Below are 16,722 nucleotides of genomic sequence, written 5' to 3'. Positions count from 1 at the left end.
GGGCCGTCGTCGTGGCGGGCCACGTCAGGGCGCGAGTCAAGCCCCCGGAGCGGTGGGAGCGGCCGGTCCTGGCGGGGCCGAAGCAGCGAGCGCGTCGGAGAGGCTCATGACGTGCGCGGGGTTGCCGGCCTGTCGGCGACGCCCGCGAGCAGGTGGTGTGCGCCCGACCCGTCCGGGACGGCGAGGTCGAGGGTCGTGCCGCCGACGTGCAGGGTCGCGACGACGACGTCCCGGTAGGCGGGGTGCGCGACGACTCGCACGTCGTCGATGACCGCGAGGGGTACGACGAGGCGCGACAGGGAGTGCACGGGTGCGCGGCCGCGGACCAGCCAGGCGTGCCGGGCGACGATCTCGAGGGCGTGGTCGTCGCCGGCGAGGACGGCGGCGTGCAGGGTCGCGGGGGACAGTGCGTGCCAGGCGGCCCGGACGACGCCCGCAGCGCCCCCGCCCTGCGGGTGGACGCGGCGGCGCCCGTGCCAGGTCCACGGGGTGAGGTCGGGCAGGCGGCGGCGCACCTCGCGGACGTCGCTGACGAGGGCGACGTCGTCGTTCCCGAGCGTGAGGGCGGCACTGTGCGCGGCGGCGGTGCGGCCCGCGTCGAGGAGCGCCCGGCCGACGGGGCTGGGGGCGGCGGCGGTGGTGGCGGCGCGGATCTCGTCGACGAGGCGGCGGACGTTGTCGCGGGCGGAGCCGTTGTAGCGGACCGCGAGGGTCGAGCCGTCGGTCGTGACGATCGTCAGGGTGGCGTCGAGCAGGCTCACGACGTCGAGCAGCGCGACGACGGACCGGTAGGGCGCGACCCGCACGTCGTACCCTTCGGCGTCCTTGGCGGACGTCCCGGGCCCGCCGGTGCGGCGCGACAGGGCGGTGAGGCCGACGTCGTCGAGGACGAGCAGGTGGTCGTAGAGGTCCATGTCGGCGGTCGCGTCGCGGCGCGCGATGTTGCGGGGGACCTTGAGCACCAGGCGGGCGGTGTCGAGGTCGAGCGGGTGGTCGCGGTAGAGGCGCGGCACGTCCTGCGGGGTGCGCACCTCGTCGATCCAGGGGCCGAAGCGGTCGTACTCGCTCGTGCCGGCCTCGGTGGTCGTCATCGGTCTCCGTCCGGGGTCAGGTGTCGGTGCCGAGGCGGGTGAGCGCCTCGGTGCAGGTCGCGAGGTCCATGCCGTCGAGCTTGTCGAGCAGGCGCCGCCGGACGCTCGCGACGTGCGCGGGCCGGGCGGCCTCCAGCCGTCGGACGCCGGTCGGGGTGAGCACGGCGACCTGCCCGCGGCGGTCCGTCTCGGCGGGGCGGCGCCGGACCAGGTCCTGGGACTCCAGCCGGGTGACGACCTGGGTCATGCGCCCGACGGTGAGGGCGGTGGCGGCGGCGAGCTCGCCCATGCGCAGCGCGTGCCCGGGGGCGTCCGACAGGTGCATGAGCGTGAGGTACTCGGTCCACGACAGGTGCTCGGCCCGGCCGAGGTCGGCCTCGAACGCGCGGGGGACGAACGCGACGAGCCGCGCGAGCGCACGCAGGAGGTCCTCCTCCTGGGCGGTCAGGGGTGCGTTCGCGTCGTCGCTCACGACCGCGAACATACTTGAGTGCTAAAGGATTCGCCAGGGCCTCGCGCGGACGGGTGACGTCACGCCCGCAGGAGGCGGTCCAGGCTCAGCGGGGGCGTGCCGGTGATCCGCTCGACGGCGTCGGTCGGGCGGGCCATGACGTCGCTCGCGATCGCCGTGTACGTCGACACCCACGCGTCGACCTGCCAGTCGGGCGCGCCGTAGACCGCGCGGGACGCGTAGGCCTCGTCGAGCGTCTCGTCGTGGAACGTCACCTCGGTGCCGCGCGCCCGCCCGACGATGCGCGCGGCGTCGGCCAGTGACAGCCCCTCCGGGCCGGTGAGGTCCTCGGTCCGGCCCGCGTGCGCCGCGGGGTCGAGCAGCACCGCGGCCGCAACCCGGGCCACGTCCGCCCGCGCGACGAACGCGCACCGGCCGTCGCCCGCCGGCCCGCGGATGACGCCGTCGGCACCGACGAGGTCGGGCACGAAGTCCAGGTAGAACGTGTCGCGCAGGAACGTCCACGCCATCCCCGACGCCCTGATCCGCTGCTCCGTCGCGAAGTGGTCGCGCGCGAGCGTGAACGTCGCGTCCGGCGCGGCCGCCGCGAACGACGTGTAGACGACGTGGCGGACGCCCGCCGCGGCGGCCGCGTCGACGAACGTCGCGTGGTCGCGCGCCCGGTCCGGGCTCTCGTGCGCCGACACCATGAGCAGGACGTCGACGCCCTCCAGCGCGGCACGGGCGGCGTCCGGGTCGGCGTAGTCGGCGACCGCGACATCGGTGACGGAGCCCAGGGCGGGGATGCGCGGGCTCGTGGGGTCGCGCACGAGCAGGCGCAGCGGCCGCCCCGCCGCGTCGAGGTGGCGGGCGACGAGCCCGCCCAGGTGACCGGTCGCACCGGTGACGGCGATTAGGGCGGGCATGGGACCTCCTGCGGGTGCGGGTCTGCGTCCCATCGTGAGCACGCGGGCGCGGTCCGGCGAGCCGGGCGCGACCCGGACCGCGGAGCTGGTCAGTCGTCGTCCGGGCGCTTGCGCGGTCGCCCGCGCGGCCGGGTGGGGGCGGCGTCCGACGGCAGTCGTCCCGCTCCCTTGAGGGCCTGTCGCAGCAGCAGGTCGATCTGCGCGTTGACGCTGCGCAGGTCGTCCGCCGCCCAGCGGGCGAGCGCGGCGTGGACGGCGGGGTCGAGCCGCAGCAGCACCGCACGGCGCTCGGGTGCTGCTGCGGTCCGCTCCTCGTCCGACGGGCTCACGACGCCACGCTCACGTGTACAGGGAGCCCGTGTTCACGACGGGCGTCGCGCGGCTGTCGCTGCACAGCACCACCAGCAGGTTGGACACCATCGCGGCCTTGCGCTCGTCGTCGAGGACGACCAGGCCCTCGGACTCGAGGCGGCCGAGCGCCTGCTCGACCATCCCGACGGCGCCGTCGACGATGCGCTCGCGGGCCGCGATGATCGCGCCCGCCTGCTGGCGCTGCAGCATGGCCTGGGCGATCTCCGGGGCGTACGCGAGGTTGGAGATGCGGGCCTCGACGACCTCGACGCCGGCGATGACGACGCGCGCCGCGACCTCGGTCGCGATCTCCGCGGACACGACGTCGGTCGCGCCGCGCAGGCTGTTCTCGCCCGCGTCGGCGTGGTCGTAGGGGTGCGACATCGCGACGTGCCGCAGCGCGGACTCCGACTGGACGCGCACGAAGTCGGTGTAGTCCTCGACGGCGAACGTCGCGCGGGCGGTGTCGGCGACCTGCCAGACGACGATCGCGGCGATGTTCACGGGGTTGCCGTCGGCGTCGTTGACCTTGAGCTCGTTGGTCTCGAAGTTGCGGACGCGGACCGACACCTTCTTGCGCGAGGTGAGGGGCATCGCGACGACGAGGCCGGTCCGGCGGATCGTGCCGACGTAGCGGCCGAAGAGCTGGACGACGCGCGTCTGCCCAGGGCTGATGACCGACAGCGCACCCAGCGGGACGAACCAGAGGATGCTCAGCAGGATCCCGAGGGTCGCGAAGAGGCCCGCGGTCGACTCGTCCGAGGCGGCGACCACGAAGCACGCGATGCCGCCGGCGAGGATCGCGAACGCGAGCAGCAGCACGAGCAGCGCGAGACCGGGCCCGCCGGACCACGCCTCGCGCTCGGCGACCTCGACGCGGGTCCCGCTGTGGCCGACGGGACGGCCCGTGGGCTCGCCGCCGGTCGACTCCTGCGGTGGGACGGGGCTGTCGGTCATGTGGGGCTCCTTCGACGTCGCTGGGATATCAAAACGCTATCAGATTAATTCACGTCGCCGACAGTCCCCCGGCCGCTGCAGTCACGGCCGGTACGCTGGACGACGGCGATGGATCCCGCCGGGACGCGAGCGCCCGAACCGCCGCAGCGGCTGATGGTTCCTGACTCGTCGGACGGCGGGCAGGAGCACGCCCGCAGGAGGTGCCGGACCGTGACGCGACCACCACGACCCCCGTCGGTGCCGCAGCCCGCCGTCGAGCGCATGACCCCGTTCGCCGGCCGCCCCGCCGTCGTCGGCGTCGTCCCGCACCAGCACCCCCTCGTCGTGCTCACCGCCGCGTCGTGGGCCCGGGCCGCCGGCGCCCGGCTGCACCTCGCCTACGTCGACCCCACCCGCTACGTCGTCGAGGAGCACCCCGACGGCACCGTCCAGCACGCGCCCGTCGACCCCGACACCGCCGACGACCGCTGGCGCACCACCGAGGACGCCCTGCGCGCCGAGCTCGGCGCCGTGCTCCAGGACGCCGACGTCCCGTGGGACCTGCACTACCTCGCCGGCCGCCCCGATCGGGCCCTCACGCACCTCGCGCGCGCCGTCGACGCGGCCGTCCTCGTCGTCGGGACCCGGACCCACGGCGCGGGCGCCCACCTCCGCGAGCTCGTCGAGGGATCCGTCGCCGCGCACCTCACCCACCACCAGCACCGGCCCGTGCTCGTCGTGCCGCTCGACGTCGTCGACTGGGCCGAGGGCGGTGGCCCGTGGAGGCGGTGACGCCGCCCACGCCGCCAGCGCCCGGACCCGCCGGGACGCCCGCGTCGCCGGTACCGGCGTCGAGGATCCCGCTCGTCCGCCTGACCGCGCTCGTCTTCGTCGGCGGGGCCGTCGGCACGAGCGCCCGCGCCCTCCTGGAGCAGGCGTTCGCCCCGGAGGCGCCCGCGTGGCCGTGGGTCACGTTCGCGATCAACCTCGCCGGCTCGTTCGTGCTGGGCGTCCTGCTGCACGTGCTCGCACGCGCCGGGCAGGACACGGGGTGGCGTCGCGACGTCCGGGTCGGGTGCGGCACCGGGATCCTGGGAGGCTTCACGACGTACAGCACCTTCGTGCTCGAGGTGGACCGGCTGCTGCGCGACGGGCAGGCCGCCGTCGGGCTGCTGTACGCGGTCGTGAGCGTCGTCGCGGGGATCGCGCTCGCGGTCCTCGGGGTCCGCGCTGCCACCCAGGTGCGCCGGCCCCGCCGGGTCGGGCCGGGTGACCGCGACGACCGCGACGACCGCGACGACCGCGGTGACCGGGTCGGGCGGGTGACGGCATGACGCTGCTGCTCGTCGCCGTCGCCGGGGGTGCGGGCGCGTCCGCCCGGTTCCTGCTCGACACGCTCGTCTCGCGGCACAACCGCCTGTCGGTCCCGCTCGGCACGGCCCTCGTCAACCTCACCGCGTGCTTCCTGCTCGGGCTGCTCACCGGCTGGCTCTCGACCCGGACCGGCGACGGCTCGCTCGGCACGGTGCTCGGCGTCGGCTTCCTGGGCGGCTACTCGACGTTCAGCACCGCGAGCGTCGAGGCGGCGCGCCTGGTCCTCGCCGGGCGTACCGGTGCGGCCGTCGTGCACGCGGCCGGGATGCTCGTCGCGAGCCTCGGGGCGGCCGCGCTGGGGCTGGTCTTCGGGGCGGCGTGAGGGCGACCGGGCGGTCCTAGGCTCGCCGCATGATCCGGCTCCGTGACGTCACCTTCCTCGTCCGCGACCACGACGAGGCGCTCGCGTTCTTCGTCGACGCCCTCGGGTTCGTCGTCCGCCAGGACGAGACGTTCGACGGCGGCTGGCGGCGCGTCGTCGTCGGGCCGGCCGACGGCGGCACGGGGCTCGTCCTCGCGCTCGGCGGGGACGGCACGGTCGGACGGCAGGCCGGCGACGACGTCGCGTTCTTCCTGGAGACCGACGACTTCGCCGCGCAGCACGCCCGCATGCTCGGGCACGGCGTGCGGTTCCGCGAGGAGCCGCGGCACGAGCCCTACGGGACCGTCGCGGTCTTCGAGGACCTGTACGGCGGGGCGTGGGACCTCATCCAGCCGCCGGCACGCTGACGGACCCGCCGGGCGGACAACCTTCCGCCGTCCCCGAGCGTGTAGAGAGCATGAGCATGTCGATCGTCGCCGGGGCCGCCGGGCAGCCGGACGCCACCGGCGCCCGCGAGGAGCTCGTCCTCGTGACCCCCGCCGGTCGCGACACGGAGTTCACCGCGTTCGTCCGGTCGGCCACACCGGCCCTGACCCGCACGGCCTGGCTGCTGTGCGGCGACGTCCACCAGGCCGACGAGCTCGTCCAGAGCGCACTGGTCCGGACGTACCTGGCCTGGCCGCGCGCGCGTGAGCGCGACCCCCTCGCGTACGCGCGGCGCGCCCTCGCCAACCAGCGCATCGAGACGTGGCGACGACGACGCCGGGAGGTCCTCGTCGCCCCACCGGACGTGCCGGACTCCGGGCGGCCGTCCGACGCCGAGAGGGTCGCGCAGCGCGACCAGCTCGTCCGGGCGCTCGCGACCCTCAGCGCCCGGCAGCGGCGGGTCGTGGTGCTGCGGCACTTCGAGGGCCTCAGCGAGCGCGAGGTCGCCGACGACCTCGGCATCTCCGTCGGGACGGTGAAGTCCACCGCCTCGCGCAGCCTCGCGCGGCTGCGTGACGTCATGGGCGACCTCGACGACGCCACCGGCGGGACCCGAGCGACGAGGAGCGGACGATGAGCGACGAGACCTTCGCCGACCGGCTGCGCGCCCGCGCCGACCTGGTCGTCCCGGCCTTCGACGTCGACCCCGAGCGGGTCGTCCGGCGGGCCCGCACCCGACGCGCCGTCTCCCGCTCCGTGGCGCTGACCGTGACCGCCGCGGTCGTCGTCGTCGCCGGGGCATGGGCTGCGCCGGGCCTCGGCTGGGACCCGTTCCCCCGGCGCGGACCGGCGTGGACCGGTGCGGCGTCGTGGACCGACGGTGCGGCGCCGACGCCGCACGCGACGAGCACCACGAGCGCCGGACCGACCGCCCCGACGACACCCACTGTGCCGACCTACTGGTACGCGCGGACGGAGACGACCACCTCCGACGGGACGCACGTGCGGGAGACGTGGTCGAGCACCGAGCGGGCGGGCCTGTGGATCGACGACGGTGACCTGACCGCGCCCGGCGCGTTCGGCCCGAGAGACGTCCTCGGCCGGTTCCGCATCGACGGGCAGTGGGTCGAGATGCTGCGCGACCCCGCCGTCCTCCCCACGTCCCCCGCCGCGCTCGCTGCGGTGCTCTACGCGAGCATCGAGCCCGACCGTGCCCAGGGGACCGACGACCAGAAGGTCTTCACCCGCGTGCACGACCTGCTCATGAGCGGAGGGACGCTGCCGGCCGACCTGCGCCTGGCCCTGTGGGACGTCGCCGCGGGCCTGCCCGGTGCGGCGGTCGCCGACGGCGAGGACTCCACCGGGCGCAGCGGCCGCGTGCTCGAGTACCGGGCGCACGAGGGGGACGTCCGGTGGGTCGGCGACCCGTCGACGGGACTGCTGCTGGAGCGGGACGAGCCGAGCGGGCGCACGGTCTACGTCGAGCAGCACGCGACGCAGGAGATCCCGCTCGAGCCGACGATCGAGATGGCCGGGTGCCTCACCTGGGAGACCTGCTGACCCGGGGGCTCGATCGCCGACCTGCCCGTCAGAGCGGTCGTCGGCGCGCCGCGCGGCCCACGTCCGGACGCTAGGCCAGCGCGCTCGCCGCCGAGAGCAGCACGGCTCGCTGCCCGGTCGCGTGCTCCCGCAGGTGGGCGGCGAGGTCGACGAGCCACGCCTCGTCGGGGGCGTCGGGGGCGCCGCCGCTGCCGGCCGGGTCGGGTCCGCGCGCGAGGACGCGCTCCAGGTCGACGAGCTGCTCGGCCGCGATCGCGGCGACGTGCGGCAGCAGCGCGTGCGGCGTGACGACGTCGCCCGACGCGCGGCCGTACCCGTCGAGGAACGCGTCGAGCAGTGCGGGGTGCGCGGGCCGTGCGGGGTCGGGGCCGAGCAGGTCCCGCACGGCGGACGCGACGTCGGCGGCGGCGGGTCGCAGCCCTGCCTCGTCGAGGTCGAAGCACGTCGGCCGCAGCCCGCGCCAGCGCAGGTTGTCGAGCTCGAGGTCGCCGTGCCCGACGACCGTGCGGGCGGCGGTCGCGCGGAACCCGTCGTACCCGTCGTACCCGTCGTGCCCGTCCGACCCGCCCGGCTGCGACGCGGCGAGCGCGCGTGCCGCGGCGGCGACCTCGGCGTCCGCCGACGCCGTGAGGACCGTGAACGGGGGCGCCGCCGCGGGCTGCGCGACGTCCGTGTGCCGGGCGGCGTCGGCGTGGAAGCGGGCCAGCGCCCGTCCCCAGGTGGACGCGACCTCGTCGTTGAGGTCGTCGACGTCGAGGTCGTCCCCGTCGACGCGGCGGACGACGGCGGCGAGGGCCGGGCCGACGGGCGTGTCGAGCCGTTCCAGCAGCCGGCCGGAGCGGGACGGCACGAGCGCGGCGACGTCGGCGTGGTCGGCGGACAGCCGCGCGTGCAGGAGGGTCCCGTGCGCGAACCGGCGCGCCCCCGCGGCGTGCTCGGGCACCCACCGGACGTACAGCACGCCCCGCCGGTCGACGCCCTCGGGGACGACGGCCACGTGCGCGGCGGACGACCGCCAGAACAGGGCCGACCCGGGTGGCAGACCCCACGCGGCCGCGACCGCGTCGGCGGTGGGCGAGCGCCACGCGTCGTCGACGGCGCCGCGCACGTCGCGGATCTCCGGCAGGGTCAGCATCCCCGCATGGTGCGCCCGGGTCGTCCCGGTCGCCATCGAATTGGGCGGTGTCCCGCACCGCGGTCGGTGGGGTCGTCGCGGGTCGGGAGTCCCAGGCGTCGGCCGCCGCGACGGGTGAGCATGGCGTGTGCCGCGACAGACGCCGATCTACTACTACTCGTCCACGTCGGGGCTGGTCCGGTCGTTCGCGGAGCGGCTCGGCCGGCCCGCGTACAACCTGGCCGAGCGCGCGCACCGGCTGTCCGAGGTCGACGGTCCGTGGGTGCTGCTCACGCCGTCGTACAAGACGGGCAACCCGGCGAACGACACGATCCCGGAGGCGGTCCGGCGGTTCCTGCGGTCGCCCGTGAACCGGCGCTCGATGGTCGGGGTCATGGGGTCGGGGAACCGGAACTTCGGCACGCACTACCAGATGGCGTGCCGGGAGATCGCGGAGCGCTCGCACCGCCCGGTGCTCTTCGAGTTCGAGCTCGCGGGGACACCGTGGGACGTCGAGAGAGCCGGCCAGATCCTCGCGGACCTCGACGACGCCCTGGCGGCCGCGCACGCCGACTGACGGTCGCGCGCGGGCGCGCCGTGCGAAGGTTGCCGACGGCGTGCTGCCCGCACCGCCCGAGCAGCCGCCGACAGCGGCCCGCCCCCGAGGAGCCCCGCCGTGCCCGACCCGCTGCGCGTCCGCCCCACCGGCTGGGCGGAGCCGCCGACGCGTCCCGCGATGGCGAACGACGTCGACCGCCGGCCGGGGTTCGCCCTGACGTCGCGGTCCGTCGAGCGCGACGGTGTGCCGTGGGTGCCCGTGTCGGGGGAGGTGCACTACTCCCGCGTGCCGCGGTCGCGGTGGCGCGAGCGCCTGCTGCTCGCGCGGTCGGGCGGGGTCGACGTCGTCGCGACGTACGTCGTCTGGATCCACCACGAGCCCGTGCGCGGCGAGGCGCGGTTCGACGACGGGCTCGACGTCGCCGCGTTCGTGCGGACCTGTGCGGAGCTCGGGCTGAGCGTCGTGCTGCGCCTCGGGCCGTGGTGCCACGGGGAGGTCCGCAACGGCGGCTTCCCGGACTGGGTGCAGGACGCGCCCGTCGCGCACCGCACCGACGACCCCGCCTACCTGGACCTCGTGCGCGAGTGGTTCGGGCGGCTGGGCGCGCAGCTCGCGGACCTGTGCGGGCCCGACGGCCCGGTCATCGGCATCCAGCTCGACAACGAGCTCTACGACCAGCCCGGCCACCTGGTGACGCTCAAGCGCCTCGCACGCGACGCGGGGCTGCACGCGCCGCTGTGGACCGCCACCGCGTGGGGCGGCGCCGACCTGCCGGCCGGCGAGGTCCTGCCGCTGTACGGCGGGTACGGCGACGGGTTCTGGGTCGACGCCGACGAGGGCTGGCATGCGACGTTCCGCGCGCACTACCAGGTGTCGCACACGTGGAACGACCCCGGGATCGGCGCCGACGTGCGCGGCGACGACGAGCCGTCCGCGGCGACGGTCGACCGTGACACCGCCTTCCCGCCCGCGACGTGCGAGCTCGGCGGCGGCATGGCGACGACCTACCACCGGCGTCCCGTGCCCTCCGCGCTCGACGTCGCGACCGTCGCGCACACCAAGATCGCCGCGGGCTCCGCCTGGCAGGGCTACTACATGTACGCGGGCGGCACGAACCCCGGGCCCGACCTGCAGGAGTCCCACGCGACCGGCTACCCGAACGACCTGCCGACGTTCGACTACGACTTCCACGCGCCCGTCGGCGCGGCCGGGCTGCTCGCGCCGTCGCACGCGGCCCTGCGCACCCAGCACGCGTTCCTCGCCGCGTTCGGCCCGGCGCTCGCGGCCATGCCGTCCACGCTGCCCGACGTCCGACCGTCGGGCGTCGACGACTCCGCGACCCTGCGCTGGGCCGTCCGGTCCGCAGGCGGCACGGGGTTCGTCATGCTCGCGTGGCACCAGCCGCACGTCGCCCTGCCGACCCTGCGCGGCGTCCAGGTGCAGGTCGACCTGCCCGACGGCCCGCTCGTGCTCCCGTCGCGCCCCGTCGACGTGCCGCCCGGCACCCTGACGCGCTGGCCCTTCGGGCTCGACGTCGGCGGGGTGCGGCTGCGCTGGGCCACCGCGTCCGCGCTCACGACCCTGCCCGACGGCACCCTCGTCCTGCTCGCCTCCGCCGGGGTGCCCGTCGAGGTGGCCGTCGACCCGGCCGTCACGGTGACCGGCGGCGCCTGGTCGGACGCGCCCGGCGTGCACGTCCTCGACGACCGGACCGGCGGGCTCGTCACGCTCACCGACGGTCCCGAGGGCCCCGACGGCACCGCCGTCGGCCGGGTGCTCGTCGTCGGCGCCGCCGACGCCGACCGCGTGTGGGTCGTCGACGGCCCCGGCGGCCGGGTCCTGCTGCGCAGCGTCGACCCGCTGTGGGTCGACGGCACGGACGTCGTCGTGCGGGCGTCGGCCACCCCGGTCGTGCACCGCTGGACGACCACCGGCTGGCAGCGCCTGACGTTCACCGCCGCTCCCCTGCCACCGACCCCGTCGGACGACGGGAGTGCCGCGATCGACGCCGCACGGCTGCGCGCCGCGCAGGACGCGCCGACCGCGCAGGACGTGCCCGCGGGTGCTGGCCCGGTCGCGTTGCGATCGACAGGTCGTGGGACGGACGAGCCTGGCGCCTGGGCCGTCACCGTCGTGGCGGTGCGGGCCGGGGGTGCGCCGCAGGCGTCCTACGGGTCGCACGAGGGTCGGGCGTCGGCGCCGTCGGCCGCGACCGTCGCGGACCTCGCCGCCGAGCACCGCCTGGTGGACGTCGGGCGGCCCGTCGACGGCACCGTCCGGCACCTGCACGTCGCGTGGGCGGGGGACGTCGCACAGCTCCTGGTCGACGGCGTCGTCGTCGCCGACCGGTTCTGGGACGGCACGCCGTGGCACGTCGACCTCGACGTCCTGCCCGGCGCACAGGACGACCGCGTCACGCTGCGCGTCCTGCCCCTGCACCGCGACGCGGCCGTCTGGCTCCCCGCCGACGCGGCCGACCGCCGCCGCTCGGTCGACGGCCCCCTCGCTGCGCTCGACGCGGCCGCCCTCACCCGCACGACGCTCTGGACGTCCCCCCTCACCTGACCCACTCGCCCCCGCCGATCGCCGGCCAGTTCGTCACTTCCGGCCGAGCTCGTGAGCTACAGGTGACGACCTCGGCCGGAAGTGACGACCTCGGCGACGTCGGGGGGGGGCGTGGAGGGCGCGTCCGGCGGATCGACGTCCGGCCGGGGCGCGGGGCGTCTAGCATCGCCGCCGTGAGGGACGCGCGGGTGCGGGGGCGACGAGTCGTGCTGGCCGCCGCCGTGGCGCTGACCTGGGTGCTCGTCGCGACGGTCGTCGTCGTGCAGGGCGGCGGGCAGACGCTCGTGCGCGGGTCGCTCGACGCGGTGCCCGACACGCCCGTCGTCATCGTGCCGGGGGCAGGGCTGCGGCCCGACGGCACCCCCTCGACCTACCTGCGCCGCCGCCTCGACGCCGCCGCCGACCTGTACGCGAACGGGACCGTCCGGGTGGTGCTGGTCAGCGGCGACAACCGCACCCCGTGGCACGACGAGCCGACCGCGATGCGCGACTGGCTCGTCGAGCAGGGCGTCCCGGCGGACCACGTCGTCCGGGACTACGCCGGGCTGGACACGCACGACACGTGCGTCCGGGCGCACGACGTGTTCGGCGTCGACCGGGCGGTCGTCGTCACGCAGTCGTACCACCTGCGCCGGATGCTGTTCTCGTGCCGGGCGGCGGGCATCGACGTCACGGGCGTCGGGGTGTCGGCGGCGAGCGTCGAGCCCGCGAAGGCCGTCGTCTACCGGGTGCGGGAGGTGCCGGCGTCCCTGCGGGCGGCGCTCGACGCGGTGACCGGGCGTGCCCCCGTGCACGGCGGCCCGCGCGAGTCGGGCGTGGACGATGCCCTGACCTCCGCCACCCGCCCCGCCGGCTGACCGGCCCGACACGCCGGTCGTCGTCCGCCGCGCACCCGCAGGCCCGCCGGGGGAGGGTGGACGGGACAGGGGGAGGGCCGCACATGGAGGAGACCCGCAGGGGAGGACCCGGACCGGCCGCGGTGCCGGTCGACTGGGTCGTGCCGCCCGGGCCGCGCGACTGGCTGCTCGGCACGGGCGCGACGCGCGGCGAGCGGGTGGTCGTGTGGGCGACGACGGCGCTGTGCGTCGCGGCGCTGGTCGTCACGGCACCGGCGTCGTGGTCGTGGCTGACGTGGCTCGTCGTCCTGCTCGTGACGCTCGACGTGACGGGCGGGGTCGCGGCGAACGCGCTCGGGTCGGCGAAGCGGCTGTACCACGCGCCGCTCGACCCGCCGGTGACGCGCCTCGACCGGGTGCTGCACGACCACCTGGCGTTCACGGCGATGCATGTTCACCCGTTCGTGCTGGCGGTCGCGGTGCCGGACGCGTCGTGGGTGTGGGCGCTGTGGTGGTACCTGGTGCCGCTCGGCGGGGTCGTGCTGGTCCGGTCGGTGCCGGTGTACCTGCAGCGGCCCGTGGCGCTCGGGGTCGCGGCGGTCGCGCTCGTCGCCGCCCCGCTCGTGGACACCCCGGAAGGGCTGGCGTGGTTCGGCCCGGTCATGGTGCTCAAGCTCGTCGTGGCGCACGCTGTGCGTGAGGAGCCGTACCGACCGGCCCAGCGACCGGGGTCGGCGGACCCCGACGCTCAGGGTCGGACCAGGGGCTGACCAGGGACGTCACCGATGTCGCGCGCAACCGGGTGACGGGACGATCGTCACGGGACCGGACGTCGGACGTGCAGTGAGGTGGAGGACCATGACGAGCCAGCAGAAGACCCCGATCGCGAGTGCGAGGGGCCTGGTCAAGACGTACGGCAAGGGCGACACGGCGGTGCACGCCCTCGCGGGGGTGGACGTCGACTTCGGCCGCGGTGAGCTCACGGCGATCATGGGGCCGTCGGGGTCGGGCAAGTCGACCCTGATGCACTGCATGGCGGGCCTGGACCGCACGGACGCCGGGACGGTCGTCGTCGACGGCCTCGAGGTCAGCGGCATGAACGAGCGGCGGCTGACGAAGCTGCGCCGCGACCGCCTCGGGTTCGTGTTCCAGGCGTTCAACCTGGTGCCGACCCTGACGGCGCTGGAGAACATCACGCTCCCGCTCGACATCGCGCGCCGCCCCGTCGACAAGGCGCACCTCGACACGGTCGTGCAGGCCGTCGGGCTCGCGGACCGCCTCGACCACAAGCCGTCGGAGCTGTCGGGCGGCCAGCAGCAGCGTGTCGCGTGCGCGCGTGCCCTGGTGACGCGGCCCGCGGTCGTGTTCGCGGACGAGCCGACGGGCAACCTCGACTCGACGTCGTCCGCGGAGGTGCTGGGCTTCCTGCGCCGGTCCGTGGACGAGCTCGGCCAGTCCGTCGTCATGGTCACGCACGACCCGACGGCCGCGTCGTACGCGCACCGGGTCCTGTTCCTGGCCGACGGCCGCCTGGTCGGCGAGCTCGTCGACCCGACGCCCGACTCGGTCCTCGCCGCGCTCGCGGCCCTGCGCCCGGCGCGTGCGGCGTCGAACGGCTCGCCGGTGCTGCCGGCGGCCCAGCCCGCGGTCCTCTGATGGGCCGCGTCGCGCTGCGCGGCATCCGCGCGCACATGGTGCGGTTCCTGCTGTCCCTGCTGGCCGTCGCGCTCGGCGTCGCGTTCGTCGCGGGCACGTTCGCGCTGCGGACGATGATGTCGTCGACGTTCGACGGGATCGTCGACGCCGCGGCTCCCGCCGACGCGTACGTGCGCGTGCAGCAGGCGGACGGCTCGTCGGTCGGCACCGGCACGGCGACCGCCAAGGGCGAGAGCGTGCCCCGGGACCTGGTCGAGGAGGTCGCCGCCGTCGACGGCGTCGCGCACGCCGTCGCGGGCGTGCAGGGGCCGATCGTGCTGGTCGGCGCCGACGGGACGGCCGTGCAGAGCACGCAGGCCCCGTCGTTCGCCGTCATGTACGTGCCTGACGACCCGTCGCTCGACGTGGTCGAGGGCCGTGGCCCGCAGCGGGCCGGCGAGGTCGCGCTGGAGTCGGCGACGCTCGAGTCGTCGGGCCTGTCCGTGGGCGACACGACGGACGCGGTGCTCGGCGGCGAGGTCACGCAGGTCGAGGTCGTCGGTCGCGTGGACCTGGGCGGTCCGATGGCCGGCGCGACGATCGTGCTGGTCGACGAGCAGACCGGGCTGGACGTCCTCGCGCCCGAGGGCGGCGTCGGCGACATCGCCGTGTACGCCGCGGAGGGCACGTCGGCCGCGCAGCTCGTCGACCGTCTGGAGCCCCTCGCCGGGGACGGCCTGGAGGTCGTCACGGGTGACGCGCTGCGGGCGGAGAACAAGGAGGAGATCGCCAGCCAGCTCGGGTTCGTCACGACGTTCCTGCTGGTCTTCGCGGGGATCGCGCTGTTCGTCGGTGCGTTCATCATCTCGAACACGTTCGCGATGTCCGTGCGGCAGCGGATGCGTGAGCTCGCGCTGCTGCGCGCCGTGGGGGCGTCGCCGGTGCAGGTCTTCTCGTCGGTCCTCGTGCAGGCGGCCGTCGTCGGCCTGGTCGGGTCGGCGCTCGGCGTCGCGGGCGGCCTCGGGCTCGTCTCGGTGCTGCGCGTCGGGCTCGGCGCCGCGGGGATGGACCTCGTGGGCGACATCCCCGTCGACGCGACGACGATCGTCGTGTCGCTCGTCGTCGGCACGGTCGTGAGCGTGCTCGCGGCGGCCCTGCCCGCCCGGCGTGCGGCGCTCGTCCCGCCCGTCGAGGCCATGCGCGACGACGTCGCGACCCCCGAGCGGTCGCTGCGCTGGCGGGCCGTCGGCGGGCTCGCCGTCACGGTGCTCGGCGGTGCGGCGCTCGCCGTCGCGATGCTGCGGCCCGAGGCGGACAACGCGGAGCAGCTGCTCGGCGTCGGCGCCGCCGGGGTGCTCGTGGGCGTCCTCATGCTGTCGCCGACCGTGGCGCGTGCGGCCGTCGGCGTCCTCGCCTGGCCGTTCGTGCAGCTCCTGCGGCCCGTCGGGCGGCTCGCGCGCGGCAACGTCGTGCGCAACCCGCGCCGGACCGCGAACACCGCGGGCGCGCTCATGATCGGGATGGCGCTCGTCGGTGCGGTGTCCGTCATCGCCGTCACCGCGCAGCAGTCCGTCGCCGGGGTCGTCGAGGCCCAGACGAACGCCGACGTGGTCGTGCGGTCCGCGACGAACGTCATCCCCGCCGGTGCGGTCGAGGACGTCGCGGCGCTCCCCGAGGCGGGGCGGTCCGACGCGATCGCGTTCGCCCCGCTCGCCGTGTCCTCCGGCGACGAGGCGCCCGCCGTCCAGTACGTCATCGGACTGGACGACGGCACGCTCGGCGGGTCCGTCGAGGTCGACGTCGTCGACGGGTCGCTCGACTCGCTCGGCGCCGGGCAGGTCGCGGTCCTGGAGGCCGCGTCCGACGAGCACGGATGGGGCGTCGGGGACACGGTCACGGTCGGCGGCACCGACGGCCCGCAGGACCTGACCGTCGTGGCCGTCTTCACGACGAACGTCCTCGGCTCGCCGCTCGTCGTCGACCAGCAGGTCCTCGACACGCTCGTGCCGCCCGAGCAGCAGCAGGTCGACACGATCCTCGTGTCCGCCGCCGCCGGGACGAGCACCGCCGAGCTGCAGGAGGCCGTCGCGGACACCGTCGCGCCGTACGTCGTCGTGTCGGTCCTCACGCGCGACGAGTTCGTGTCGAGCCTCGCCGACCAGGTCAACCAGGTGCTCGTCATCCTGTACGCGCTGCTCGGCCTGTCGGTCGTCATCGCGGTCCTCGGCATCGTCAACACCCTCGCGCTGTCCGTCATCGAGCGGACCCGGGAGATCGGGCTGCTGCGGGCCGTCGGCCTGGGCCGCCTGCAGCTCGCGGGCACGGTGACCGTCGAGTCGGTCCTGACGGCCGTGTTCGGCACGGTCCTCGGGCTCGTGGTGGGCGTCGCGCTCGCCTCGACGCTGCCGACGCTCTTCGCGGACGAGGGCCTGTCGACCCTCGTGATCCCGTGGGGCAGCCTCGCGGGGATGCTCGTCCTCGCGGTCGTCGTCGGGGTGCTCGCGGCGCTCTGGCCCGGGACCCGCGCGGCCCGGATGAAGGTGCTGGACGCGGTCGCGTACGAGTGACCCGCCGGG

At 75.8% G+C, this 16,722-nt stretch carries 18 protein-coding genes and 1 riboswitch; of the genes, 12 read left to right on the top strand and 6 right to left on the bottom strand.

Annotation, left to right across the window (positions count from 1 at the left end):
- Positions 1 to 104: 104 nt before the first annotated feature.
- The 5 genes from CBZ_RS13490 to CBZ_RS13470 all read right to left on the bottom strand — a co-directional run bounded on the left by CBZ_RS13490 (position 105) and on the right by CBZ_RS13470 (position 3,776).
- Positions 105 to 1,091: a hypothetical protein gene (locus CBZ_RS13490; RefSeq protein WP_130782042.1), complete on the bottom strand. Its 987-nt coding sequence runs from the start codon at positions 1,089 to 1,091 to the stop codon at positions 105 to 107.
- Between the two features lie 16 nt (positions 1,092 to 1,107).
- Positions 1,108 to 1,563, bottom strand: coding sequence for a MarR family winged helix-turn-helix transcriptional regulator (locus CBZ_RS13485; protein ID WP_218022769.1), 456 nt, complete (start codon positions 1,561 to 1,563; stop codon positions 1,108 to 1,110).
- Between the two features lie 59 nt (positions 1,564 to 1,622).
- Positions 1,623 to 2,468 (bottom strand): SDR family oxidoreductase, encoded by an 846-nt coding sequence (locus CBZ_RS13480; protein WP_130782040.1) that lies wholly within the window; start codon positions 2,466 to 2,468, stop codon positions 1,623 to 1,625.
- 89 nt (positions 2,469 to 2,557) lie between these two features.
- Entirely contained in the window at positions 2,558 to 2,797 is a 240-nt protein-coding gene (locus tag CBZ_RS13475; RefSeq protein WP_130782039.1) for a type II toxin-antitoxin system antitoxin, read from the bottom strand.
- A gap of 10 nt (positions 2,798 to 2,807) precedes the next feature.
- Complete coding sequence (locus CBZ_RS13470; protein WP_130782038.1) at positions 2,808 to 3,776, bottom strand: SPFH domain-containing protein; 969 nt, start codon at positions 3,774 to 3,776, stop codon at positions 2,808 to 2,810.
- Between the two features lie 95 nt (positions 3,777 to 3,871).
- A riboswitch (Fluoride riboswitch) is annotated at positions 3,872 to 3,946 on the top strand.
- Positions 3,947 to 3,986: 40 nt separating this feature from the next.
- Between CBZ_RS13470 and CBZ_RS13465 the strand changes: the two genes are divergently transcribed.
- From CBZ_RS13465 to CBZ_RS20930, 6 genes are read left to right on the top strand one after another with little or no spacing between them, the layout of a single operon-like run.
- The gene (locus tag CBZ_RS13465) at positions 3,987 to 4,547 is read left to right on the top strand and encodes a universal stress protein (protein WP_246013372.1); all 561 of its coding nucleotides are present in this window, start codon (positions 3,987 to 3,989) and stop codon (positions 4,545 to 4,547) included.
- Positions 4,544 to 5,089 (top strand): fluoride efflux transporter FluC, encoded by a 546-nt coding sequence (locus CBZ_RS13460; protein ID WP_218022768.1) that lies wholly within the window; start codon positions 4,544 to 4,546, stop codon positions 5,087 to 5,089. The genes CBZ_RS13465 and CBZ_RS13460 overlap by 4 nt, the downstream gene beginning before the upstream one ends.
- On the top strand, positions 5,086 to 5,451 hold the full coding sequence (locus CBZ_RS13455; RefSeq protein WP_130782035.1) for a fluoride efflux transporter FluC: 366 nt from the start codon (positions 5,086 to 5,088) through the stop codon (positions 5,449 to 5,451). The genes CBZ_RS13460 and CBZ_RS13455 overlap by 4 nt, the downstream gene beginning before the upstream one ends.
- Positions 5,452 to 5,480: 29 nt before the next feature.
- Entirely contained in the window at positions 5,481 to 5,858 is a 378-nt protein-coding gene (locus CBZ_RS13450; protein WP_130782034.1) for a VOC family protein, read from the top strand.
- A 50-nt stretch (positions 5,859 to 5,908) separates the two neighbouring features.
- Positions 5,909 to 6,514, top strand: coding sequence for a SigE family RNA polymerase sigma factor (locus CBZ_RS13445; protein ID WP_246013370.1), 606 nt, complete (start codon positions 5,909 to 5,911; stop codon positions 6,512 to 6,514).
- Complete coding sequence (locus tag CBZ_RS20930) at positions 6,511 to 7,437, top strand: hypothetical protein (protein ID WP_165446769.1); 927 nt, start codon at positions 6,511 to 6,513, stop codon at positions 7,435 to 7,437. The genes CBZ_RS13445 and CBZ_RS20930 overlap by 4 nt, the downstream gene beginning before the upstream one ends.
- Positions 7,438 to 7,507: 70 nt before the next feature.
- On the opposite strand, the gene CBZ_RS13430 is transcribed toward CBZ_RS20930, so the two are convergent.
- On the bottom strand, positions 7,508 to 8,572 hold the full coding sequence (locus CBZ_RS13430) for an aminoglycoside phosphotransferase/kinase family protein (RefSeq protein ID WP_130782031.1): 1,065 nt from the start codon (positions 8,570 to 8,572) through the stop codon (positions 7,508 to 7,510).
- Positions 8,573 to 8,699: 127 nt separating this feature from the next.
- Between CBZ_RS13430 and nrdI the strand changes: the two genes are divergently transcribed.
- The 6 genes from nrdI (at position 8,700) to CBZ_RS13400 (ending at position 16,713) form a co-directional block, all read left to right on the top strand.
- The gene (gene nrdI / locus CBZ_RS13425) at positions 8,700 to 9,128 is read left to right on the top strand and encodes a class Ib ribonucleoside-diphosphate reductase assembly flavoprotein NrdI (RefSeq protein WP_130782030.1); all 429 of its coding nucleotides are present in this window, start codon (positions 8,700 to 8,702) and stop codon (positions 9,126 to 9,128) included.
- 99 nt (positions 9,129 to 9,227) lie between these two features.
- Positions 9,228 to 11,675, top strand: a complete 2,448-nt coding sequence (locus CBZ_RS13420) for a beta-galactosidase (protein ID WP_130782029.1) — start codon at positions 9,228 to 9,230, stop codon at positions 11,673 to 11,675.
- 173 nt (positions 11,676 to 11,848) lie between these two features.
- The gene (locus CBZ_RS13415) at positions 11,849 to 12,532 is read left to right on the top strand and encodes a SanA/YdcF family protein (protein WP_246013368.1); all 684 of its coding nucleotides are present in this window, start codon (positions 11,849 to 11,851) and stop codon (positions 12,530 to 12,532) included.
- 83 nt (positions 12,533 to 12,615) lie between these two features.
- Positions 12,616 to 13,281, top strand: a complete 666-nt coding sequence (locus CBZ_RS13410) for a hypothetical protein (RefSeq protein ID WP_130782028.1) — start codon at positions 12,616 to 12,618, stop codon at positions 13,279 to 13,281.
- 88 nt (positions 13,282 to 13,369) lie between these two features.
- Positions 13,370 to 14,167: an ABC transporter ATP-binding protein gene (locus CBZ_RS13405; protein WP_130782027.1), complete on the top strand. Its 798-nt coding sequence runs from the start codon at positions 13,370 to 13,372 to the stop codon at positions 14,165 to 14,167.
- Entirely contained in the window at positions 14,167 to 16,713 is a 2,547-nt protein-coding gene (locus CBZ_RS13400) for an ABC transporter permease (protein WP_130782026.1), read from the top strand. Before CBZ_RS13405 ends, CBZ_RS13400 begins: the two co-directional genes overlap by 1 nt.
- Positions 16,714 to 16,722 lie beyond the last annotated feature (9 nt).

The organism is Cellulomonas biazotea, assembly GCF_004306155.1.
Taxonomy (GTDB): Bacteria; Actinomycetota; Actinomycetes; order Actinomycetales; family Cellulomonadaceae; genus Cellulomonas; species Cellulomonas biazotea.
This window is presented reverse-complemented; position numbering and strand designations above follow the sequence as displayed.